The 25291-nt window shown below is 41.2% G+C and carries 20 protein-coding genes; 12 read left to right on the forward strand and 8 right to left on the reverse strand.

Features of this window, described 5'->3' with window-relative positions; all coding sequences use genetic code 11:
• The first annotated feature begins 25 nt into the window (after nucleotides 1-25).
• From BVU_RS05370 to BVU_RS05410, 9 genes are all read left to right on the forward strand, one after another.
• A complete protein-coding gene (locus tag BVU_RS05370; RefSeq protein ID WP_005850120.1) occupies nucleotides 26-1057 on the forward strand; it encodes a glycosyltransferase family 9 protein in 1032 nt (343 codons plus the stop codon).
• Nucleotides 1058-1981 (forward strand): lysophospholipid acyltransferase family protein, encoded by a 924-nt coding sequence (locus BVU_RS05375; protein ID WP_005844253.1) that lies wholly within the window; start codon nucleotides 1058-1060, stop codon nucleotides 1979-1981. It abuts the gene before it with no gap.
• A 2-nt stretch (nucleotides 1982-1983) separates the two neighbouring features.
• A complete protein-coding gene (glf, locus tag BVU_RS05380; protein WP_008666589.1) occupies nucleotides 1984-3090 on the forward strand; it encodes a UDP-galactopyranose mutase in 1107 nt (368 codons plus the stop codon).
• Between the two features lie 83 nt (nucleotides 3091-3173).
• Nucleotides 3174-3890, forward strand: coding sequence for a hypothetical protein (locus BVU_RS05385; RefSeq protein WP_008666588.1), 717 nt, complete (start codon nucleotides 3174-3176; stop codon nucleotides 3888-3890).
• Between the two features lie 15 nt (nucleotides 3891-3905).
• Complete coding sequence (locus tag BVU_RS05390; protein WP_005844246.1) at nucleotides 3906-4658, forward strand: lipopolysaccharide kinase InaA family protein; 753 nt, start codon at nucleotides 3906-3908, stop codon at nucleotides 4656-4658.
• Between the two features lie 14 nt (nucleotides 4659-4672).
• Nucleotides 4673-5572, forward strand: a complete 900-nt coding sequence (locus tag BVU_RS05395) for a glycosyltransferase family 2 protein (protein ID WP_005844244.1) — start codon at nucleotides 4673-4675, stop codon at nucleotides 5570-5572.
• A 227-nt stretch (nucleotides 5573-5799) separates the two neighbouring features.
• On the forward strand, nucleotides 5800-6711 hold the full coding sequence (locus BVU_RS05400) for a glycosyltransferase family 2 protein (protein WP_005844241.1): 912 nt from the start codon (nucleotides 5800-5802) through the stop codon (nucleotides 6709-6711).
• Entirely contained in the window at nucleotides 6711-7604 is an 894-nt protein-coding gene (locus BVU_RS05405) for a beta-1,6-N-acetylglucosaminyltransferase (RefSeq protein WP_005844238.1), read from the forward strand. Before BVU_RS05400 ends, BVU_RS05405 begins: the two co-directional genes overlap by 1 nt.
• Complete coding sequence (locus BVU_RS05410) at nucleotides 7601-8779, forward strand: glycosyltransferase (protein WP_008666582.1); 1179 nt, start codon at nucleotides 7601-7603, stop codon at nucleotides 8777-8779. Before BVU_RS05405 ends, BVU_RS05410 begins: the two co-directional genes overlap by 4 nt.
• Before the next feature lie 1085 nt (nucleotides 8780-9864).
• Here the strand turns inward: BVU_RS05410 and BVU_RS05420 are convergent.
• From BVU_RS05420 to BVU_RS05430, 3 genes are read right to left on the reverse strand one after another with little or no spacing between them, the layout of a single operon-like run.
• A complete protein-coding gene (locus BVU_RS05420; protein ID WP_005844227.1) occupies nucleotides 9865-10797 on the reverse strand; it encodes a glycosyltransferase family 2 protein in 933 nt (310 codons plus the stop codon).
• A gap of 1 nt (nucleotide 10798) precedes the next feature.
• Complete coding sequence (locus tag BVU_RS05425) at nucleotides 10799-12637, reverse strand: ABC transporter ATP-binding protein (protein WP_005844224.1); 1839 nt, start codon at nucleotides 12635-12637, stop codon at nucleotides 10799-10801.
• A gap of 57 nt (nucleotides 12638-12694) precedes the next feature.
• Nucleotides 12695-14011, reverse strand: coding sequence for a glycosyltransferase (locus tag BVU_RS05430; RefSeq protein ID WP_011965027.1), 1317 nt, complete (start codon nucleotides 14009-14011; stop codon nucleotides 12695-12697).
• 245 nt (nucleotides 14012-14256) lie between these two features.
• Between BVU_RS05430 and BVU_RS05435 the strand changes: the two genes are divergently transcribed.
• Together BVU_RS05435 and BVU_RS05440 are read left to right on the forward strand one after the other, a co-directional pair.
• A complete protein-coding gene (locus tag BVU_RS05435) occupies nucleotides 14257-15246 on the forward strand; it encodes a glycosyltransferase family 2 protein (protein WP_008666580.1) in 990 nt (329 codons plus the stop codon).
• Between the two features lie 178 nt (nucleotides 15247-15424).
• Nucleotides 15425-17452, forward strand: coding sequence for an LTA synthase family protein (locus BVU_RS05440; RefSeq protein ID WP_005850095.1), 2028 nt, complete (start codon nucleotides 15425-15427; stop codon nucleotides 17450-17452).
• 30 nt (nucleotides 17453-17482) lie between these two features.
• On the opposite strand, the gene BVU_RS05445 is transcribed toward BVU_RS05440, so the two are convergent.
• Both BVU_RS05445 and BVU_RS05450 read right to left on the reverse strand, forming a co-directional pair.
• Complete coding sequence (locus tag BVU_RS05445) at nucleotides 17483-18430, reverse strand: glycosyltransferase family 2 protein (RefSeq protein WP_008672428.1); 948 nt, start codon at nucleotides 18428-18430, stop codon at nucleotides 17483-17485.
• A 36-nt stretch (nucleotides 18431-18466) separates the two neighbouring features.
• Nucleotides 18467-18841, reverse strand: coding sequence for a GtrA family protein (locus tag BVU_RS05450; RefSeq protein ID WP_005850093.1), 375 nt, complete (start codon nucleotides 18839-18841; stop codon nucleotides 18467-18469).
• Nucleotides 18842-18927: 86 nt separating this feature from the next.
• Here BVU_RS05450 and BVU_RS05455 point away from each other — a divergent pair, with 86 nt between their 5' ends.
• Complete coding sequence (locus BVU_RS05455; RefSeq protein WP_011965029.1) at nucleotides 18928-20652, forward strand: ArnT family glycosyltransferase; 1725 nt, start codon at nucleotides 18928-18930, stop codon at nucleotides 20650-20652.
• Nucleotides 20653-20735: 83 nt separating this feature from the next.
• On the opposite strand, the gene BVU_RS05460 is transcribed toward BVU_RS05455, so the two are convergent.
• The 3 genes from BVU_RS05460 to argS are packed head-to-tail and all read right to left on the reverse strand — an operon-like array spanning nucleotide 20736 to nucleotide 25025.
• The gene (locus BVU_RS05460; RefSeq protein WP_011965030.1) at nucleotides 20736-22562 is read right to left on the reverse strand and encodes an LTA synthase family protein; all 1827 of its coding nucleotides are present in this window, start codon (nucleotides 22560-22562) and stop codon (nucleotides 20736-20738) included.
• 15 nt (nucleotides 22563-22577) lie between these two features.
• Entirely contained in the window at nucleotides 22578-23204 is a 627-nt protein-coding gene (locus tag BVU_RS05465) for a viroplasmin family protein (protein WP_005844205.1), read from the reverse strand.
• Entirely contained in the window at nucleotides 23205-25025 is a 1821-nt protein-coding gene (argS, locus tag BVU_RS05470; RefSeq protein ID WP_005850079.1) for an arginine--tRNA ligase, read from the reverse strand.
• Between the last annotated feature and the right edge of the window lie 266 nt (nucleotides 25026-25291).

Below are 25291 nucleotides of genomic sequence, written 5' to 3' on the forward strand. Positions count from 1 at the left end.
TTGTACATTCAATAAAACAGCTGTTATGTCCAAGATTCTTGTAATCTGCTTTTCATCCATCAATAATGTGGCAATGGCAATCCCGGTCATTCACTCATTGGCTACGCAATATGCCCAGCATCAAATCATGGTGCTGAGCATAGACACATTCTCCCCCTTATTCGAGAATGTGCCGGACAATGTTATTTTCCGTGGGGCAGATTTCAGAGGAGAACATGCCGGATTAATGGGTCTGGGATGGCTGTACAATGATTTAAAAGAAGAAAAATTTGATGCCGTAGCCGCTTTCCAGCCCACATTCCGCAGCCGTTTTCTTTGCTGGCGTTTTCGTCTGGCAGGCATAAAAGCAGCCCACATCAAGCAGAACAGGCGGGAACTGCAAAAACTGATACGGCGGAAACATAAAATATATACAGAGCAAGACTCCTTTTTTCAGCGCTGTGCCCATACGCTCAGTCAGATAGGTTACCCCATCCGGTTAAGTTTCCTCTCCCTTTTCGGAAAGAATAAAGGCAATATTTCCAGCCTGGCTCCGTTAACCGGTGAAAAGAACCAAGAAACATGGATTGGAATCGCTCCCTTTGCAACACATGTAGGCAAAATCTATCCGTTGTCAAAGCAAGAGCAGATCCTCAAACATCTATCTGCACGCGACCATACAAAAATCTTCTTATTCGGAGGCGGGAAAAAAGAAATCAAAGTATTGGAAGAATGGGCCCAACATTTCCCCAATGTCATCTCAACAGCCGGCAAACTAACCATAAATATGGAATTGGCCCTCATGAGCAATATGGACGTCATGCTGGTAATGGATGCCGCCAATATGCACCTTGCATCATTAGTGAACATCCCGGTTGTGTCCATTTGGGGGGCAACGCATCCCTGTGCAGGCTTTGCAGGATGGAATCAGTCTGCGGCAAACACAATACAGATAGACCTGCCCTGCCGTCCTTGTTCCTTATCCGGAGAAAAGCACTGTTATAGAAAAGATTATGCCTGTCTGCAAGGCATAACTCCCGAAATGGTAATAGAACACATAAACAAAGTCATCAGTTAAATGAAACAAATAAATCTCATATATTATTCCGTTTTCTTCTTGTGGTATTTGCTTTCGCTTCTACCCTTGCGATTCTTATATTTCATATCCGATCTTCTTTTTTATCCGCTCTATTATTGCATCCGCTACAGACGTAAAATCATACGCAATAATTTATCAAACTCATTCCCCGAGAAAGATTTAAAAGAGATTGTCCAAATCGAGAAACAATTTTACTCTTTCTTTTGCGACTATATAGTAGAAACGCTCAAGTTATTCTCCATTTCAAAAAAACAACTGATGAGAAGAATGACTTTTGAAGGACTGGACGAGATAGTGGAAAGCATGAACAAAAAGAACAAAGACTTCTGTTTTATCTATTTAGGGCATTATTGCAACTGGGAATGGATTGCATCCTTGCCTTATTGGATTTCCAAAGACATATCCTGCGGACAAATCTATCATCCACTGTACAATCAGGCTTTCGACAAACTATTTCTAAGATTACGCAACCAGTTCGGAGGCGAATGCATCCCCATGAAAACGACTTTGCGCCGCATCATTGAATTGAAACGGACAAAGCAAAAGGCAATTATCGGATTTATTTCGGACCAAGCACCCAAGTGGAACAGCATACATCACTGGACTGAATTTCTAAACCAAGAAACACCGGTTTTCATCGGTACGGAGAAAATAGGCAAACAAGTGGACGCCTTGATTTATTATGCTGACGTAACACGGGTCAAAAGAGGATACTACCACTGCCGGCTCAAACCATTGTGCGACACCCCCCGGCAAGTACCCGATTTTGAATTGACCGATTTGTTTACCCGAGAATTGGAACAAACAATAAAAGCGCATCCCCAATATTGGCTCTGGAGCCATAACCGCTGGAAAAGAACCAAAGAAGAGTGGCTGCGCAGACAACAGGAAGAAACTAAGTGATTATGGAAAAATATGATTATTTGATAGTAGGTGCCGGTTTGTTCGGCGCCGTTTTTGCCCACGAGGCAAAACGAGTAGGTAAACATTGCCTGGTAATTGACAAGCGCAATCATCGCGGAGGCAATATCTACTGTGAAGATATAGAGGGCATCCATGTACATAAATATGGTGCACATATCTTCCATACCGACAATAAAGAAGTGTGGGACTATGTAAACAGCTTTGTCGAATTCAACCGATACACCAACTCCCCTTTGGCTTACTTTGACGGGAAATTATACAATCTTCCCTTCAACATGAACACTTTTTATCAGCTGTGGGGAGTAAAGACTCCAGCGGAAGCCAAGGCCAAGATAGAAGAGCAACGTAAAGAATTTGACCATATCGCCACCCCCGCCAACCTGGAGGAGCAAGCATTAAAGCTATGTGGAAAAGACATTTACCATCGCCTTATCAAAGGTTATACAGAGAAACAATGGGGACGTTCCGCCAAAGAATTACCGGCATTCATCATCAAACGTATTCCTTTCCGTTTCATTTATGACAACAACTATTTCAATGACAGCTACCAAGGAATCCCCAAAGGCGGATACAACGCCCTTATCGATGCGTTACTGGAAGGAACCGAGGTTCGTCTCAACACCAATTATTTCAACAACCGCAATGAACTGGACGCATTGGCAAACAATATCCTGTTCACCGGATGCATAGACCAGTTCTTCGATTACCAATGCGGACATCTGGAATACAGAAGCCTGCGCTTTGAACATAAACAGCTGGAAACAGAGGATTTCCAAGGCAACGCAGTAGTCAATTATACAGAACGTGAGGTACCCTATACCCGAATCATTGAGCACAAACACTTTGAATTCGGCACACAGCCCACCACTGTAATCACGTATGAATATCCCGATGATTTCGCGCCGGGCAAAGAACCTTACTATCCGATAAACGACAAGCGGAACACCGAAATGATGAGCCAATATAAAAAACTGGCCTCTGAGCGGAAAGACGTTTTATTCGGAGGCCGTCTGGCACAATACGCATACGCCGACATGGACGATACCGTAGCCGCCGCCCTCGCCTTATGCAAAAAGACATTTAAATAAAAGGAAATCCTTGGACTCCCCAAGGTTTTCCGCTAAATTTGCATGATATTCCTAAATTGACAAACAACATAGATAACAAACCAATGAAGTGCCTTCATATCATAACACCCGTAAAAGATTCGATTGACTCCACGCTTGAAACCGTAAAAGCAATCATGGAATCGGATATTTTGGTTCCTTTCACTTATACTGTCTATAACGATTTCAGCACGGAAGAAAATACCCATCGGCTGGAAGAGGCCGCCCGTCAATGGAATTTTCGTCTGGTCAACTTATCAGACCTGACCGACCACCCCTCTCCCAACTATCTACTGGTGTTACAAACAGCACAAAAAGAAGCCATCGAAGCAGATGCAGGATTACTGATTGTGGAATCGGATGTTATTGTCAAAAAAAACACATTGCAATCACTATACAATGGAGCATTGCAACAGAAACAATGCGGAATTGCAGCCGCTGTGACAACCGATGAAAAAGGCGTAATCAATTACCCCTACCTACACGCCAAAGGACACGAGAATCAAGTGTACCCGGAAAAAAAGCATTGCAGCTTCTGCTGTTCACTACTCACCCCCGGACTGCTGAAAGCATTTGACTTTCAGACATTAGACCCAAGCAAGAACTGGTATGATGTGACCATCTCGCACGAGTCACTGAAACGAGGTTTCCAAAACTACCTGTTCACCACGTTGCCCGTATGGCACAGGCCCCATAGCAGCCGTCCGTGGAAACAACTGAAATACAAGAATCCTTTAAAATATTACTGGTTGAAATATACCAAAGGACTAGACAAAATTTAACACTATTATAATGATATGAGCAAGACAGAGCGTTTGTTTCATCCCCGCACCTTAGTGATTCACCCTGATTTCAAAAATCTGGAAGAATTTATAGTATCCATTCCCGAACGTTTCCAAAGGAATGAAGGTACTGTTATTCACCAAGGGCGCAATGAATTGCGGAAAATGGAATACAATGGCAAAGAATATGTTATCAAATCCTTTCACAGCCCCCACCTTATCAACCGGTTTGTATATGGCATATTTCGTCCATCCAAGGCAAAACGCTCTTACGACCATGCAGAAATGCTGCTGAAAATAGGTGTAGGCACTCCGCAACCGGTGGGATATATGAATATACGTTCAGGGCTGCTGTTCGATAAAAGTTATTATATCAGCCTCCTCTCCACCTGCCCCTACATTTACGACAACCTGTTCACACAGCAATTCGACTACGCCGAGGAAGTATTCCGCGCCATAGGCAAAGTGACCGCCCGTCTTCACGAACACGGATACGCCCACAAAGACTACGGACGTGCCAACATCCTGTTTCAGAAAACTCCCAATGGCATAACAATAGAAATTGTCGATTTGAACCGGATGTACATCGGCCCCATAGATATGAAGACCGGCTGCAAAAACTTTGAACGCCTGCCGGCAACTCCACAAATGCACCGATGGATGGCAGAAGAATACGCCAAGGCACGGAACTTTGATGTGGAAAAATGCTTTGAGCTCATGAGAGCCTATAGAAGCGTACAGCCGGGAAAAATAGATAACCTTTACTAAAAACTAAATGCATCATGAACATTATAGCCGTAGTTGTAACCTACAACCGAATGGAACTTCTGAAAAGAAATATTCGTTGTCTGCAACAAAACAAGCCGATATCTTCCATTGTAATAGTAAATAACGGAAGCACGGACGGTACAACGGAATGGCTTGCCGCACAGGAAGGGCTGACAGTAATCAATCAGACCAATGTGGGCGGTGCGGGAGGATTCTATACAGGCATACAATACGCTTATCAGGCGGGTGCCGACTGGATTTGGTGCATGGATGACGATGTATTTCCGCGGGCCGACTGTCTGGAACAACTCTTGCCGTATACCGGCAAGAAAGATATCGGCATACTGGCCCCTCGCAGGTTGCTCGAAGGAGAAATATTCACCCATGACTTCCAGGCATACAACCTGAGCAATCCTTTTGTATCCATGTACAGCAAGAAACTGGCAGGACGGCACATCACCTCACCGACAGAAATTATGGGAACAGCTTTCGAAGGTCCGTTCATCCGCCGCGAAGTCGTTGAGAAGATAGGTCTTCCCAATAAAGACCTTTTCATTTTCTGTGATGATACAGATTACTGTCTCCGCACCATACGGGCAGGGTACAAAATACTCTATATACCTGATGCCCTGATGGATAAAGAGAAATTCTTCTCCAACGACACATGGAATGAGCGAAGCAAGAAGAAAAAGTGGAAACGCTTTTATCAGATCCGTAATTCAACTTATTTAAACCATCACTACGGACGCAACATAGCAGTGAAATATCTTCGCGGCTTCAACGGAGTAATGGGATATATTTTCATCGCGTTGTTCACCAGTCCGTTTGCAAAAGCCTATCAATGGAAAGATATACCCCGATTATGGAAAGCCTATTGCGACGGAATACATGAAAAACTTGGAATTATGAGCTAAAAAACGGCAACACTCTTACAAGTTAATGTTTCATAATAAACTAGCATTTATATACTATATTTACAGAAAAAGAGTAAATTTGTTATATAATTAGATATCAGAATATTATGAGAAAACTAAGGATTACGTTATCTATTATAATGAGTTCAGAATAAAACAAATTCTTTTGACAATAGTATTAATTATCTCTAATATGACAGGTAGAAATCAATAATCATTGGTTATTTATGAGCAATTTATTACTATCCAAAATAGGGCACGTTATATCCGAATTTCCTTTGGCTTTTAAACAAACGAAAGAAGTCAAATTATTCATGACATTGCTGGTAAAAAACGAAGAAGGGATGCTGGAAGAGAATTTACAGTTCCATAAAGCGATGGGAGTGGACGGGTTTATCATTACTGATAATAACTCCACAGACTCAACTCCGGACATTATCCGTAAATACAAACAAAAAGGGTGGATTAAAGAAGTGATAGAAGAAAAGGCTACCAACTATGAACAAAAGGACTGGGTAGACCGTATGATTTGGAAAGCCAAAACCATTTATAAGGCCGACTGGATTATCAATGCCGATGCCGACGAATTATGGTATGCCCCTACCGGCAATTTGAAAGATGAATTATATGCCACCAATGCCAATGTGCTGAATTGTGAAATGAGAAGTGTCTATCCTGAAGAAGAAAAGCCCTTTTGGCAATGGGATAAGACTGTAAAAGCGGTAACCGAACCTGAAAAATATGACTTGTCACTCTATTCGCTGTTTGAGCGTCAGAACAAAAAAGTCATTCACCGGACTGCCGGTTACCTGCAAATTTCAATGGGAAACCATAAAGTAACCATGTTCCCACAAAACTCTGCCGACAGCCATATCCATGTATATCATTACAATATACGCGGCAAGCAGCAGTTTATGGAAAAGATGATAAATGGCGGCAAGCAACTGGAGCAACACAAGGGCAGACACGGAGGTCGCCACTGGCGCTACTTCTATCAGTTACATAAAGAAGGAAAACTAGAGGCTGAATATGAACGTGTTATCGGCAGTGCTTATTTTGAAGCACTTCGCAAAGACGGATTCATTATTCCGGATGTAACGATTCCTAATTTCTTTAAAAGATTAAAACCTGATATATAATGAAACATGCATTTCTGATTATCGCCCACAATGAATATCCGGTACTGGAGGTACTACTTTCCATGTTGGACGATGAACGTAATGACATTTATTTGCATATTGACAAACGGGCTACAGAACTGTTTCAGCAAATAAAAAAAGTCAAAATGCAGAAAGCCGGCTTTTATTTAATAGAAAATCCCATCAAAGTATATTGGGGTGATATCAGCCAAGTACAAGTAGAATATCTTCTCTTTGAAACGGCCTTATCACACGGTCCCTATGCTTATTATCATTTATTATCCGGAACGGATTTGCCCATAAAAAGCCAAGATTACATTCATGCTTTTTTCCAGCAGAATGCCGGTAAAGAATTTGTAGGCTTTTGGCAGGATGCCGCTCATCAGCGTGATTTGGAGCGCAAAGTATTCCGATACTATTTTTTTACAAAAAGGTTAAAAGATAAGGAACATCTGTTACATGGAATTACAGCATTAATCCGAAACCTCATATTAGCAGTACAGAAAATAAGCCATTATCGCAGAAAACAAACTTTTGAATTCAAAAAAGGAGGAAATTGGATAAGTATTACCGAAAACGCAGTCAAGTATCTATTACAATACAAAGAGATTGTATTAAATCGTATGAAATATACACTTTGCGCAGATGAAATATTCATTCAAACTATTTTATGGAACTCTCCTTTTCGAGAAAGAATGCATTGTACGAACAATGCCAATACCGGTAGTATGCGGGAAATTGACTGGGAGCATGGCAGCCCCTATATATGGCAAGACCATGATTATCAGACGCTTATTAACTCTAATAAAATATTTGCACGGAAATTCAATTCAAACCAGATGGGAGTTGTCTACAAGATTCAAAAATTATATTTAAAACAAGTTCCCAAATGAATATACTATTTTATACTACCAATGAAGTTGCGCCACAATACGGAGGTGTTGAAAGAGTTACTGCTAATATTGCAAATGCATTAACTACTTTTTATAATGTGAACTGTTACTCTGCCTATAAATACAACATTGACAAATCCTTTATTAAACAGCAATTCGTTAATACAATTAAAATCAATTCTTATCACAATCTCAATAATTTAATCCAATTTATAGAACAAAATAAAATTGACGTCATTATTAATCAAGGAGAGCATAAGTTAACTAAGAGTTTAAGACTTGCTTTAAACCAGTCTCAAAACAAAAAATGCAAGCTAATGTTTGCACTCCACGTAAGTCCTGCCACGGAAATTAATTTCATCACCTTAGATAATCCTAAAAAAGAACTAAAAGAAGGAAAGAACATTAGGAAAAACATCAGCAAATTTTTATCCTTTCCATATCAAAAGATAAGAAAAATAATAAAACTACCTATTTTATATAGAGAGTCATATCATTTTGCCGATAAGGTTATCTTATTATCTTCTCATTTCAAAAAGCCGTTTCTAGAATACTCTCATTTAAAAGATGATAGTAAAATAAGAATAATCCATAATGCTCTTTCATTTCACTCTTTCTATGATTTAGCCAACTATAATCACAAAAAGAAAGAAGTACTTATTGTATCCAGACTGGAAGAAGAACCTAAAAGAATTTCTCTGGCTTTAAAGATTTGGAAGGAAATTGAAACAGACCATACTCTATCCGAATGGAAGCTAAAAATAGTAGGACATGGGAAAATGGAAAGCTGGTACAAAAGTCTAGTCATACATTATGGCTTACAACGTGTCTTTTTTGAAGGGACAAAAAATCCGGAACCTTATTATAATGAAGCTTCTATTTTTATGATGACCTCATCTTTTGAAGGATGGGGGCTGACATTAACCGAGGCACAACAATATGGTTGCGTTCCTTTAGCTTTTCATAGTTTTGCTTCATTGACAGACATAATAACAGATAAAGTCAATGGGTTTGCTATCCCCAATGATGATATATCACTATATATTAAACAGATGAAGCTATTGATGACAGATGAAAAGCTACGTAAATCAATGTCTGCCAACGCTATTGAAAGTAGCAAGCAATTTTCCATCGAAATTATCATAAAGAAATGGATGGAAGTGATCAATGAATAATACTTTTATTTTTATCATACCAAATCAAAATTCTAATAATTCCATGCTCTCTTATATGCAATTACAAGATAATCAGCGCTATCCAAAATAAAATTTCATACCGTCTTAACATTATCCCCCCCTTCAAAAAATCCTGGCTTCCTTTAGGATTCACCTGAAAAATCAAGGGGAGAACCTTTGTTCTTAAAGTATCATTTTATTCTTTGGATAACATCCGAAAGTATTCTTAATATATCAGCTCACTAGAAAGTTCGGAACATTTATACCCTCATGCCCTCACTACATATATAACAAGTTAATTATAAGATATTTATGTAGTGATGATAAAAAAAATTGCTCTCACTTATACCCTCATGCCCTCACTACATTTTAAAACAGAATTTCTCATAACCTACTTACTGTCAGTTATATATTCTTTCCTGTAAGCTGCTCCGACTTGATATAAAGTATGGCATTTTCAGACTTTTTCCTTGCAAAAGTGCAATAAAGAGTGTGTACTTTCACAGAATGACGGATAACGAAGGCATGGCAACGGTGAAAAAGATCAAAACGTTTAAAAGAATTCATTATCTTTCCTTCAAAATAAGACAATCAATAATACAGGCTATCTATAAATTCTTCCAATAAATAAGGGAATGAATGGATGTGTATAGCAGTCAGCCCTATTGCATAAGCTTTTTCTATCTCCAGATTAAACCTTTTTATATGCATCTATTCTATCTCCATAGCCTTTGGAGTTATCTCCATAAGCTTTGGAGTTATCTCCCAAGACTATGGAGTTAACTCCAAAGGCTTGCGGAGATAGAACAAACAGGAAGAAAACCCTTAACCATACAGCAAGAAATGTTTAGGGATGCGGATAAGATATTTTAAGGATGAATCTGATTTTAAAACCACACAATTCCTTACGGATGAAAAAACTCCCCAATGTCCTTCTTTAAAAAAGTGAAACAATATATGACAGGAAGATATACATCTGACTATACATACAGGACAGAAATATGAAGTGAGGGCATATATGCACCCAAACTTTTTATGAAAATACAGGCACTCTTGAGAAATCGCAAGCGGCTGCATAAATGAAATTAAGAGAACAACCTAAAATTCCTGAAAAACGTAGTAAAGGCCGCCCTTTTATTAAATCTTCCCAAAGCCATAGATACCCCCCACAAACCACATATATTATAATGTTTATGCAATGAAATACGAAGGATGGTATGGATATAGCATTGCAATGCACTAATCAGCTCCGGATCATCCACATAATCGGAAAACATATTCCTCATCCATCTCAAGAAAAGAATAGTAGCGTGCAATTTATCTTTGTCATGACCGGCAGAGTTACTGATGTTTGCACCTTCAACATTCCTCCAACATACAGGCTGCCCCGGCAAAGAAATAACACCCCCCGCATGACGGGCAAAAGCAGCCCACGTAGCATCATCCGAACACCAAGCCATAGGAAAATGAACAAAACCACCCGCCGACTGCCATATCTCCCGACTGAACACGTACTCTACGGCAGCCGAATCTATCTTTCCCTGTAACTTATCTAGCAGCAGCCGGTAACAAGACACACTTCCTTCTTCCAAAGGACGATTGGCACGTATCCGCTTGTTTTCACCATCAATGACAGCTAATGGAAAACGAAAGAAATATCCTCGCTGATGGTGTGGGCGCGACAAAACCTCCATGACACGTTCCACACCATCAGCCGGCATCAAATCATCATCCGAGAAAAGCCAGATAAACGGCTCTGCAGACAGCTGGATACACCTCTCCCAATGGGCCACCAAATCTTTGCCCCCCATATTTTCGCTAAAGCGATGATACACCAGATTTACCTTATTCTGATAAGATTCCACAATCTTATCCAATCTTTCAGGACTTGCATCATCACCTATATATAACACGAACTCATCTTTATGGGCCTGAACTGCAATTGAGTCGAGCGTTTCCTTAAGGAAACGCCCCTTGTAGGCAGGAATAACAATTGCCAATTTCTTTATTTGCTCCACTTTACAAAGACTGCATATCGTTCAACTTCTTGTAATATCCATTCAAGGCTATCAGTTCATCGTGAGTTCCTCTTTCTACGATATCGCCTTCATAAAGTACACAAATTTCATCGGCATTCTTAATGGTACTCAATCTATGTGCGATAGCGATAGTAGTACGCGATTTCATCAAACGCTCCAACGCTTCCTGAACCAAACGCTCGGACTCTGTGTCAAGAGCCGAAGTAGCCTCATCTAATATAAGGATAGGAGGATTTTTCAAAATTGCACGGGCTATACTGACACGCTGACGCTGACCACCGGACAAACGCCCTCCACGATCACCAATCATCGTGTCATATCCTTTTTCCGTTTCCATAATGAAATCATGTGCATTCGCTATCTTGGCAGCTTCTATTACTTGCTCCATAGTGGCATTCTCTACACCAAAAGTAATATTGTTATAGAAGGTGTCATTAAACAGAATAGCTTCCTGATTTACATTACCAATCAGAGAACGTAAACTGTGGATGGATACATCTTTCACATTTTTGCCGTCAATCAGCAATGCACCCTCCGATACATCGTGATAACGCGGTACCAAGTCCACTAAAGTAGACTTTCCGGAACCGGACTGGCCCACCAGTGCAATCGTTTTTCCTTTAGGAACAGTCAGATTGATATGGTTCAAGACCGGACGCCCTTCTACATAGCTGAAACTTACATTTTTAAACTCTAACTTATCTGTGAAAGCGTCCAATGGCAAAGGCTGCTCCGGCTCTACGATATGATTTTCCGCTTTCAATATCATATCAATTCGCTCCATACTGGCCAATCCCTGCGGAATATTATAAAATGCTCTTGAAAATTCTTTCAAAGGATTGATGATACTATAAAGGATAATCAGATAAAATATGAAAGTAGCCGCATCCATCGGAGCATAGTTTGTATTTAAGATTAAAGCACCGCCAAACAACAGCACGGTCACAATCACACAAGTGCCTAAAAACTCACTCATGGGGTGGGCTGAACTTTGCCGGATAATCATCTCGTTCATTGCATCGCGGAAGTCATTGTTTGTTTTAGAGAACCGGGCAGACATTTTGCTTTCGGCTATAAACGCTTTGATAACCCTTAAACCTCCTAATGTTTCATCCAATTGGGACATAATATCTCCCCATTGCGCCTGTGCTGTAGAGGACTGTCTTTTCAGCTTCCGGCTGACAACCCCCATTATCCAACCTGTCAGAGGTAAAATAAAGATAACAAAAAGCGTCATTTGCCAACTTACCGAAAACAGAGTGACAAAACAAACCAAAAGAGCGATAGGATTACGGATAAGCATATCGATGGAACTGGTCAACGAGTTCTCCACCACCGTAACATCCGCACTCATACGGGCTATGATATCTCCTTTACGTTCTTCTGAGAAAAAACTCAAAGGAAGACTTAACACTTTATTATAAACCTGAATACGGATATCCCGGACAATACCTGTACGCAAAGGTACCATGACAGCCGCAGAAGCAAAATAACCGGCAGTTTTCAACATAGTCATAAAGATAAGTATTCCTCCCATCATGGCAAGTGTATAGAACGCACCATTTGTAGCCACAAAATTGCTCACAAAGTAATAGGCATTATTTATGAGTACATCCTTATCCAAATTATGAATATCCATAGGAATGTACTCATAAGACTTGGTATCAATTTTGAACAGAATGTTCAAAATTGGCACAATCGCCATGAACGAAAACACATTAAGCCATTGCGACAGAAAGTTCAGTATCAATGCCCATGTCAAATATTTGCGGTATGGAAGAATATACCGCTTCAACAAACTAAAGAACTGTTTCAGCATAATTATCAATTATATATAATGCCGCAAAGGTAACAAAAAAGAAATAATCACCCAAGATTACCCCACTTTATCCCCTAATATTTGTTCATACACGGCAAGCCTTCTTTCCTGCATCTGTCCGGGGTTATATACTTGCCGCAAACTGTCTTCCGCATGGGTAACCAACTGTCTCTGCAACTGCGGATTACTTGACAAGGCTATGACAGCTTCTGCAAATCCGGCAGGGTCATCAACAATCAAGCAATCTTCACCATCCTTAAAATCAATGCCTTCCACACCCTTTGCCGTCGTTACAAAAGGTACTTTTGACAATACAGCATCTAATATTTTCATACGCATACCACTACCGATACGTATTGGAACAACAGCAACACTGCCTTTTAAAAAAGAGCCCAGATCTTCCATATAGCCTGCCAGCTTCAATTCCGGGTATTCGGACTGCAAACGATTGATACACTCTCCACGCCATTTACCAATTACTTGCAATGTAAACGAAAAATGACGTTTACGCAGATGCGGAATCACTTCGTGACAGAACCATGCCACGGCATCCAGATTGGGAAAATGATCCTCACTTCCCACAAAAGTCAGGCGTCCGCTTTGGACCGGAACAAAAGGCTGTTCCAGCCTGTCACCCACTTGCACCACAGCCGGAGAAGTGTAGATATGGTCTTTCCGTCCTATGAAGTCCTCCATAATTTTACGGTCTACTTCAGTCAGAACAATAACATCTTTATATTTCAATAATGCACTGCGCTCAAAATCCTTTGCTATATGAAACAACATCCTGTCACCGGCAGTCTGTTCCCTGAACAAAGTAATCTCCTTTTCATTACGGATGTAGCGGAGTTCATGATGCACAAAAATAGTCTGTACATTTTCAGGCAACAAGAATCCCAATGACAACAGTTCATAAAACTCTACTTGAATAATATCAAAACCTGAATGAGCCACCTGAGAAACATACTCCACATACCCCTGGTCTAGCGGCTGGAAACAAGAGCTGAACAAAGTACTCTTTCCCCGTACTAAATCCACAACTTCGCCCGTTTCATCCGTCCATATCTGTTGCCGGTTCATTTTACGGGTTACAGACGCATGTATCTTTTGCAGCCATTTATAATAAAAAGGATGTTTAATTTTGGGTAATCTGACAGTTTTAGTTTTAGGAGTATAAATAAAGAAATCCACATTATCCCAAATTTTCTTCAATGACTCTACATCTTGCATACGTCTCCCTGTTTCAGGATAAAGCAATACAGATACGGCCATCTTATGACGCAGATATTCCACCATATTAAAGAAAGCTTGATTACCGCCCGAATCCAGCGGATAAGGAATGTACGGAATAATAAAAAGAATTTTCTTTCTCATACTAATTGAATTTAAACAATAGTCTAATGTCTAATTTAATTTTTAGTTTAATACAGCAAATGCTATGTAGTGTATAATGCAAAGATACAAGAAAGACTGCATACTAAAATGTTAATTATCGTTTCTTTTTAAAAGTTCAACAAAATTCCTGTTTTTTGAAAAAAAAACAAAGAAGCAACTTGTTTATTTACCTGTATAACATTACATTTGTAGAAATAAAACAAGAACTAACTTAACAATAAAGCATGAATGCACTTCCCTTGGTCAGTGTAGTGGTACCTAATTATAATTATAAACGATACCTCAATCTACGAATTCAGAGTATTCTGCAACAGACCTATCAGAATATCGAACTGATTTTACTTGATGATGCCTCAACAGACGGTAGCGAAGAGGTATTATCGGACTATCAAGACCATGCCAAAGTGAGCCATATTCTATTAAACGAACACAACACCGGAAATCCATTTAAACAATGGTTTAAAGGCATGCAATTAGCCAAAGGAAAATATATATGGATAGCCGAAGCCGATGACTTGTGTGAGCTTACTTTTTTAGAGAAAGTAGTTCCTTTAATGGAGAAATACCAACAAGCCGCCGTATGCTTTGCCGGTTCCAAGTATATTGATAAAGACGGTAATGTGCTGAGTTACGACATGAACAAATGGAAATCTGCCATACCTCCATACGCCGTATTCAATGGGAAGACTTATGCCGAACATAACCTTTACTGGCGCAGCTATATAGCCAATGCAAGCTCGGCCATTTTCAGAAAAAGCATGGTAAATGCCCAAAATATGGAACAATGCCTGCAAATGCGCTACAGCGGCGACTGGCTGTTCTGGTTTTATATGGCAATGCAAGGAGACATTATAGAAAGATATGAAGTACTGAACTACTTCAGACAACATAACCAGAAAGTTACCGTCAAAGCTGAAAACAACGGAGGGGGTAAGAGCGAAGATATTGAGATAGTACGCATTATGGAACAACACCTTACCCACCTGAGCAGATACAAACGGTGCATACGAAGGGGAATGCTTTACAACCGCATTGCCAAACTAAGCACAACAGACCGGGTAAAACTGCAATTATGGGAACTCCTCCGGCAGAAATTAAACGGAACGCGGAAAGACGGACGTCTGGAGCGCCTCAACCGGATAGCACGGCTATTCTGTCCTTTTGTTCTGACTATGAAAAGAGACCGCCTTACTCCTTCCCGAGAAATAGGATAAGAAACGGAAACTGCTTGCCCATATTTTCGGGCGGACTCACATGTCTGCCCCTAAAGTGAACAAATTGGCAGCCAATTTTACTTTTGGCATACCCTCTTTTGATATTTCTAAAATTCTGTTTACCTTTGTTGTCAATCATCCGGATTGATTCAAACAAATGCAAACTTTACTAAAACAAATGAAATATCTCCGTTCACTCATGCAGCAATCTGTAACAGCATGTAAGAATCAGGCTAAGCTTATCCAACAGTTTACTCTTTCTTTACTTTACTTATTAATCATACATATAGTTGCTTTACTTTTTTTCTTCCTGTTCCGGCTTGTCCTGTTCACCTCAATAGATTATCAGTTTCCTCCCGATATACAAAACAACTTTCTCATGCAAGCCACTGCATTTATAAAAGGGCTATGGTTTGACAATGTTATAGCTTGCTACATATTGCTGTTACCATTAGTCATTTTATGGATAACTGCTCTCTGCAACTATCACTCCAAGTGGGTATTCAGATTTATCTCTATCTTTTTCATTCTATTTTATTCACTGTCGTTCATTATTTCGGCAGCCAACATCCCTTATTTCTCCTATTTTTTTAAGACAATCAATTCTTCCATTTACAATTGGTTCGGATATGGAGCCACTACTGCCGGAATGGTATTGGGTGAGACATCGTTCTATTTCCCTATTTTTCTAGGACTGATATCTATTCTTCTGCTGTCAGGAAGTGTACTACGGTTATCTTCTTATTTCTATCATCTCATCAATTCGAAATCTACTTCCATCAGCCCGATAAACCGCCTATGTATATTCGCCGCCGGTGCTGTTTGTATAGGACTTTGTCTATTCGGAATACGGGGACGCATGGGATATAACCCCATCAGGGTAAGTCAAGCATACTATTGTACCGATCCATTCCTGAATCAGCTAGGGGTTAATCCTGTCTTTAATCTACTTACCAGCACACTGGATGATAACCGTAAGGAAAACCGCTATCTTCACCTGATGCCGGAACAGGAGGCAATAACCAATATGCAAAGTATATTGCAAAGAAAAGGAATAGAAGGCATCTCCCCCATTGCACGTGAAGTGAAATGCGCAGCCGTCCCTACACAAAAGAATGTTGTTCTTATTTTCATGGAATCGATGTCGGCCAACTTGATGGAGCATTTCGGATCTACCAAAAAACTGACTCCTTTCCTAGACAGCCTTTATCTGGAATCTCTCAGTTTTGACCATTTTTATTCAGCGGGCATACATACCAACCACGGAATGTATGCCACCCTCTACTCTTTCCCTGCCATCATGAAAAGGAATGCCATGAAAGGAGCAGTGGTACCTGTCTATTCGGGATTGCCCACCGTATTAAAGGATAATGGCTATCGGAACCTGTTCTTCATGACGCACGAATCACAATACGATAATATGAACGCTTTTCTCCGCACTAACGGATTTGATGAAATATATGCACAAGAAAACTACCCAAAGGATAAAGTCGTTAACAGCTTTGGTGTACAAGACGATTTCCTATATCAATATGCCTTGCCCATTCTGAACAAAAGAGCAGAAGAAAGACAACCTTTCTTTACCGTATTGCTTTCTATCAGCAACCATCCCTCGTATGTGATACCTGACTATTTCAAACCACACAGCACAAAGCTTGAAGATCAGATTGTGGAATACGCGGACTGGGCCATCCGGCAATTCATGCAAGAAGCACGCAAACAACCTTGGTTTGAAAATACAATCTTTGTTTTGCTGGGTGACCATGGGAAATTGGTAGGAAGTCCGGACTGTGAAATACCACAATCCTACAACCATGTCCCACTAATGATTTACGGAAAAGGCATCAAGCCCGAAATCAGACAAGAGCCGGGCGGCCAGACTGATGTGGCACCGACTTTACTCGGACTGCTGAACATGAGTTATACCCAAAACGACTTCGGCATAAATTTGTTAACAGAACAACGCCCGTATGTCTATTTCTCCGCCGATAATTTGATAGCGGCTACAGATACAACCCACCTATATATTTATTCTCCACATGACCGGCAGGAATTCAAATATAAGAAGCAAGGAAATGCCTTGCAACTTGTAACAGGGGAGGACAGTACATTCTACGTGATGAAAAAATACTGTTTCTCCACATTGCAGAGTGCGGAGTATCTGGTAAAAGAGCACAAGACTGTCAATAAAGCTACCGGACAATAAGGTGGGACGGGTTTCACCGCCTTGCCTTCCTTAACGGTCATACCCCAACTTCTCCTCGTTATAATCAGAGGCTATGTAGGTAGGACGGCCTTTGGTCTCCTTGAAAATGCGCCCCACGTACTCTCCTATAATTCCCAAAGAGAAAAGCTGGATGCCACCTAAAAAGAGCATGACAATGATCAAAGTGGGGAAGCCGGCCGTTTCATCACCATAAAGCACGGTCTTTATCAGAAAATAAATGGCATAAATAAAACTGGAGATTGAACAGAGCACTCCGCATACCGTGGCGATGCGCAAAGGGGCGATAGAGAAAGAGGTTATCCCTTCGACAGCCAGATTCAACAGCTTGAGAAAGTTCCAGGAGGAATGGCCCATCAGCCTGTCTCCGCGATCAAATTCAATGCTTTTCTTCTGATAGCCTATCCAGCAAAACAATCCTTTTGTATAACGCTCGCATTCGCGCAGACGACGCAACGTGAGCACACAACGACGGTCCAGAAGTCTGAAATCGCCCACATTGGGCAAAATATCAATACGGCTCATCCGCTGAAGTATACCATAAAAAGCCAGAGAGAACTGACGACGCAACCAGCTTTCCTCGCCACGGGTACGCCGTTTGGCATAAATGTCATCATATCCTTCTTCCCAATATTCCAGCATCTGGTCTACCAGTTCCGGAGGGTCCTGCAAATCAGCATCCATCACAACGCAGCAATCGCCGGTGGCGTAATCAAAACCCGCCAGCATGGCTACCTCTTTACCAAAGTTACGCGAAAGGTTGACATAATTCACCCGCTTGTCCTGCTGCCTCAGCCGGCGGAGGCATTCCAGCGTAGTGTCGCTGCTGCCATCATTGACAAACAGGATTTCCCACTCATAAACGGCATTGCGGTTGACAAGCTCTATCAAACGTTGATACAGAGTGGGCAGCATCGCTTCCTCATTATATACCGGAATCAAAAGAGTCACTTTCTTCATATCATTCTTCACTATCATAAAGACTCCTCAAAGATATTACTTTTGTTTGAAAACAAACCTCACTAATAAAAAATTTACCGGAATGGCAATGAGAAACACTGGGATGGGAGCCAACGGACGGGAAAAACCCAACCGCAGAAAGAGATTCAACAATCCGATATGTATCAGATAATTTGTCAGATGTGCCCCCCCGAAGCCAAAAGCTTTCTTCCAGGAAGGAGGCTGCCCGAAAGTAAAATAAGCCGTAAGATAAAAGTTGGCAACAAAACTCAGCACATATCCCAAGGTATAGGCTACATTGACCTGAATGAATTTTTGCAAGACAAAATAAATGCCATAGTGCAGCCCTGTAGCAAAAAGGCCTACCATTACAAATCGCAGGAACTCGGGTATCTGTTTCAGTTTATTCATTTTCATTGATTTAAAATGCAAAGTTAGGTATTACTAAAGAATTATTCGTACTTTTGCGACAGTAAATATAAAAGACCGAAAAATATATGTCAGACAAGAAAAAAGCATTTTGGTTCATAGCCTTACTAAGCACACTTGTAATAATCCCCTTTTTGGGAGAAACTATTTTTTACTCTAAAGGGGAACCGCGCGAAGCAATTGTGGCATACTCGATGTTGGAAAGCGGCAACTGGATATTGCCTTTGAACTACGGAACAGACATCGCCTATAAACCTCCTTTCCTGTATTGGTCTATTGCAGCTATTTCCGCCATTTTCGGAGGGGTGAGCGAATTCTCGTCCCGTCTGCCGTCCGCTATCGCTTTTCTAGCTATGCAGTTCGTGTTTTTCGGATTCGTAGCCCGCTATAAGGATACAAAGACAGCACTCATTACCTCCCTTTTACTGCTCACTTCATTCGAAGTGCACCGGGCGGCGGTGGCTTGCAGGCTGGATATGCTACAGGTTTCCTTCATCGTCATCTCACTTTGCTTACTATTTCGCTGGGACGAAAAAGGCTGCAAGGGAATACCTTGGACGGCTGTCGTGCTGATGGCATGCGGCACGCTGACCAAAGGACCTGTGGGTTCTATATTCCCCTGTATGTGTATCGGTATTTACCAGCTGATACGGGGACGCTCATTCGGCAAGACTTTCCTTTCCTTATTCGGAATCGGGCTGCTTTCCCTTATTCCATTGGGAATCTGGTTTTATGCGGCCTGGCTACAGGGAGGACAGCCGTTTATGGACCTGATGCTGGAGGAAAACACCGGACGCTTTGTCGGCAAAATGTCATACCCGTCGCATCACAACCCTTTATGGTATAACTTCCTGACCATTATATGGGGGTGGACACCTTGGACATTGGTCTTGCTTATCTCACTATTCGGACTGAAATGGAATGAAATGCACCTGCTGCCCGCAGGAAACTCTTTCACCGGACGCATCAGGAAGGTTTGGGATAACATCCGCTCACAATCCCCCATACAGCTGTTTATCTGGATAGTGATTATCGCTATTTTTGTCTTCTATTGTATTCCTAAAAGCAAACGCAGCGTCTATTTATTGCCTATCTATCCATTTATGGCTGTACTGATTGCCCAGTATCTGGAGGCGTTAATGCAAAAAGGGGCGAAAGTGTTCAAAATATCGGCTTATATCTTCGCCTCGCTCTGTTTGTTACTCACCGTGGTGTTTTTTGCTGTACGCTGTCAGATGATACCGGACAGCATATGGGGCAACGGACGTCATGCTGCCGAAAACATAGCGTTTATGCAAGCTTTGGAAAGCACGTCCTTTTCTATTTCCAAATGGCTGATTATAGTATTGCCGGTAGTGGCTGCCATCTGTACATTAAGGCTGGTTATCAAAAAAAGTAGTACGGGGTCACTCCTCTATGGAATCACCGGTTGTGTTCTTTGCCTGTTTGTCGCTTTAGACGGGGTATATCAGCCAACAATACTAGCTGTAAAATCCGATAAGCATCTGGCAGAGGATATCAGAAAACAGGTGCCTGAAGGAGTCGTTTATTCATATACAGACAGAATGATACGGTTTTATTGTACAAATTATTATATGAATAACCAAATGCGGAATTTCACACTGGAAAATCCGCAAGAAGGGTATGTCATACTTTCTGCAAATGCACAAGAGGAGTTTTTAAAGAATTACAATGCAAAGTATCAGCTGGAAGAGGTCTTCCATACAGATTACAGAAGTTGCGACTTACGCAATACGGTAATCATGTACAAGTTCAACGAGAAACGGAAATAGTTATATCCGGCAGATTCTGCACCGATTGGGACGCGGACTATATGAATCAGTATGGAATTCATATAGTCCGCGTCCAAGTTTTACTATCTGTTCCCTAAATCATCATAAACGGTTTGCAATATCGCCTTACCCTTATCCAGACGGGATTCGTCAGCTTCAGGCTCATCAAAAAGAATACTGCCGGAATTATTATCAAACACCGTCACCCCTGTACTGTCTCTGAATGAGAACCCATTATTGAAACTATAAAAGGCAAAAGGATACTTATAATCACTTCCCAATACATTACGGCTAAACGTAAATGCAGTATGTTCCAGCCCAAGCTGCCCCAACAAAGTGGCTGCCAAATCGGTCTGATTCATAATCTTGTCCACCTGCATAGGCTGTTTTACCGCTCCACCTAACCATAACAAGGGAATATGATAAAAACGAGGCATCGCATTAGACCCCTCACGCGGGTAATAGAAACCATGATCGGGAAGGCAGATAACTAAAAGATCTTTCCATGCGGGAGTCTGCTTCAACCGGTCAACAAACTTACCCAGACATTCATCTGTATAAGCAAAGGCATTGGGAATTTTATCTTCCAGCCGGTGATAAGGAACTTCGAAAGGTTCATGACTGCTAAGTGTCAGAAACGCAGTATGCCAAGGCCCTTCTTCCTTCCGGTTTCTTAACTGATTATATAAATATTCAAAAGTAATATCATCATTCACTCCCCAGGCATTACTGGTCTGTTCGGCCAATGAAAAATCTGTATTGGCTGTAAGACGCTGATAACCGGTACTCAGCAGATAACTCTTCATATTGGTAAAGTTGATATCACCTCCATACAGGAAATCTGTTTTATAACCCGCCTTGGACAATCCTTCAGCTATAGCAGGCAGCGTACGGCTCTTGGCAGGAATTTTCATTACCGATGCCGTAGGCAATCCAAGGTAACCGCTGAAAGTACAGACTGTTCCACGGTCGGTACGGAAACTATTGGCATAACAGTTTGTAAAAAAGATCCCTTCCTTTGACAGACGGTTAAAGTGGGGTGTCACATCAGGAAGACCGCCTAAAGGTTCTACAAAAGCACCTCCAAAACCTTCCATCAAAATAATAAGAATATTGGGACGCTTGGTATTCAGGACTTGAATAATACTATCCCCATCTGTTGTAGGATAAAGTCCGTCAAACAATGCAGCCCGCTTCTCTTCATCAAAGAAATTGAACTCTGATGCAAAATCCTGGGATTTACCCATAGAAGACAACAAACTGAAATCGGGATTGACCGCCGAATGATTCAAGAAAGGTTCGTTGCTGAAATATACTTGCCCTATATTAGAAGTGGATTCCGTTACACCACCACGTATAATGATGAAAAGCACACCTCCTAATAACAGCATTCCCGCAGTTCCCGCTATCCGTTTCCGGGTGGCGGTCAAAACGGAAGGCGTGATTTTCAGCAAGACCCAACTATTCAGGGCTATGAGTAACAAGATGGCAAGAACCCTCAGCAAGATAAATCCGACGGAAACACTCGCCAAAGCTTCCTTCGGTGAATCGATATAAAGAAAAACAGATGCGTCCAGTTTAAATCCCCAGAATGTGTATAATGCCATATCTACCACAAAAATGATAGAAATAAGCGCGGCAGCCAAAATATAATACCCGTAAAGTATTTTTTTCAAAGGGAATTTCCTAAACCAAATACTTATCAGTACCAACAAGAATGGAAATGCAGTAAGATATCCCGCCGTAGCAGCATCAAGACTGGCGCCATGAACCATTACCTGCATATAATCGGCAAACCCGAATCCTTTTTCAATGGAACCATTATAGAGCATGAATAATGGTTTCTGTAGAATAAATATCAGTAAGACCGTAAAAAAGTACAAGCTGATATAAGCAATCCTCTTTTTCATATCTTCAGTTCTTTATTATTTCCGTCCGAAATCAGCCGGGACCTCTCCCCATCGGTCGGTTTCCCACTTCAATAAAGGTGTGGTATATTTATTTTCTTTCAGCCAAATTTCGGCCCGTTCTATCATTTGAAAAAGTTTCTCCGTCTGAGGAGTCCGCTCTAGTTTAGTTTTACATTTCTTCTGTTTCACCCAGCTCAACGCATTACGGCTGTCCGAGTAAACAGGCATACTGATATTCTTCTGCTTCATCAATGCCAAGGCATGGACAATGGCAAGAAACTCTCCAATATTATTCGTTCCATAAACAGGACCGAAATGAAAAACCTCCTGTCCCGTAAGCAAATAAACGCCCCGATATTCCATCGGTCCGGGATTTCCACTGCAAGCGGCATCCACAGCCAGGCAGTTCATATCAAAGTTCTCGGGAAGTTGTTTAGGAGTATCTTCTTTTTTAACAGCATTCTTGCCTATATAATGAAAAGCGGAAGAAGCCAAGGCGTGTTCCGCCTCCTCTTTGGTCTCGAATGACTTGTATTGTGCGCCATCATAACCTTTTATCTGTAGCTGGCAGTCAGTCCAGGAGTCATAAACTCCCGGATTGACACCTTTCCATACTACATAATATTTCTGTTTCTTTGCCATTTACATACGTTCAGGCACTTCAATACCCAGCAAGCCCATTGCTGTCTTCACAATCTTGCCCACATTGGCACTCAATGCCAGACGGAAGACTTTCAACGCTTCGTTTTCTTCACGCAGAATACTGAAATCATGATAGAACTGGTTGTATTCTTTCACCAAATCGTATGCATAGTTTGCTATAATGGAAGGATTATAGTCTGAGCCTGCCTGCTTGACAACCGATTTAAAATCAGCCAGCATCTGAATCAAACCTTCTTCTTTTGCGCTCAGTTCCAAACCTGCTGGAATGATTTCGGGAATAACGATACCTGCTTCAGCCGCTTTGCGTAATACAGACTGGATACGGGCATACGTATACTGAATGAAAGGTCCTGTATTGCCATTGAAATCTATCGATTCTTTCGGGTTGAAAGTCATATTCTTACGTGCGTCCACCTTCAGGATAAAATATTTCAAAGCACCCAAACCAACAATACGGGCAATATTGTCGGCTTCTTCTTGGGTCAGACCGTCCAATTTACCTAATTCAGCAGAAGTTTCCTTAGCAGTTTCAATCATTGCTTCCATCAAATCATCCGCATCCACTACTGTACCTTCACGACTTTTCATTTTGCCCTCGGGCAGCTCTACCATACCGTATGAGAAATGAACCAATCCTTTGCCCCATTCAAAACCCAATTTGTCGAGCAAGATAGAAAGTACCTGGAAATGATAGTTTTGTTCATTACCCACTACATAAATCATCTTGTTGATGGGGTAATCCTGAAAACGTAATTTGGCAGTACCGATATCCTGGGTCATATAAACAGAAGTACCGTCACCGCGAAGAAGCAACTTATGGTCCAGTCCTTCGGCAGTCAAATCAGCCCATACAGAGTTATCCTCTTTCCGGTAGAAGAAACCTTTTTCCAGTCCTTCCATCACTTTCTCCTTACCTTCCAGATAGGTATTCGATTCATAATAAATTTTATCGAAACTAACTCCCATCATCTTATACGTTTCATCGAATCCGGCATATACCCAGTCATTCATCTTCTTCCACAAGGCACGGATCTCAGGGTCATTCGCCTCCCACTTACGGAGCATCTCGCGAGCTTCCAGCATCAGAGGAGAGTTTGCCTCTGCCTTAGCCTTAGCTTCTTCTTCATTCAAGCCTTCAGCCTGGTACTGAGCTGTCAGTTCCTTTACCTCAGCCTTGTAATGCTTGTCAAAAGCTACATAATAGTCACCAATCAAATGGTCCCCCTTCTTACCCGATGATTCAGGTGTTTCACCGTTACCATATTTCAACCAGGCCAGCATGGACTTACAGATATGGATACCACGGTCATTCACAATATTGGTCTTGACCACCTTATTGCCATTTGCCGCCATGACATTTGCCAAGGCATTTCCCAACAGGTTATTACGGACGTGCCCCAGATGAAGCGGCTTGTTTGTATTGGGAGAAGAATACTCAATCATCACCAACGGAGAGTTTTCCGTAGCCTTTTCAATACCGTATTCGGGAGCAGCCTGAATAGAATTCAAAAGTTCAATCCAACAATCCGAAGCAATTGTCAAATTAAGAAAGCCCTTCACTGCATTGTAGGCTGAAACCAATTCGGGAGCATGCTCTTTCAGGTATCCGCCTATTTCCTGTGCGGTCTGTTCAGGCCCCTTCTTAGACATTTTCAGAAAAGGGAAAACAACCAAAGTAAGATGTCCTTCAAACTCTTTCTTAGTCTTTTGCAGTTGTACCATTTTTCCGGGTACATCCTGTCCGTACAACGTTTTGATAGCGCTGATAATGGACGTGGTGAGTTTTTCTTCTATATTCATAATATGTACGTACACTTATTTGTTATTGGATTGCAAAGATAGACATTTTAGGCGAAATCCTTCCTATCTTACCTTAATTTACTATATCTCCTCTCTGCAAACGATACTTTTCCGACTGAAAAACGAATAGCCCACAAACGAATAAACATACAACAAGCAATAAAATATGTCTAAAAAATATTTTTATTCATTTTGATATTCAAGTAGATTTACTGTTGAAATCAAATTAAACAAATCAATACACAGGAATGCGATAAACAAATAGA

Source organism: Phocaeicola vulgatus ATCC 8482, from assembly GCF_000012825.1.
Taxonomy (GTDB): Bacteria; Bacteroidota; Bacteroidia; order Bacteroidales; family Bacteroidaceae; genus Phocaeicola; species Phocaeicola vulgatus.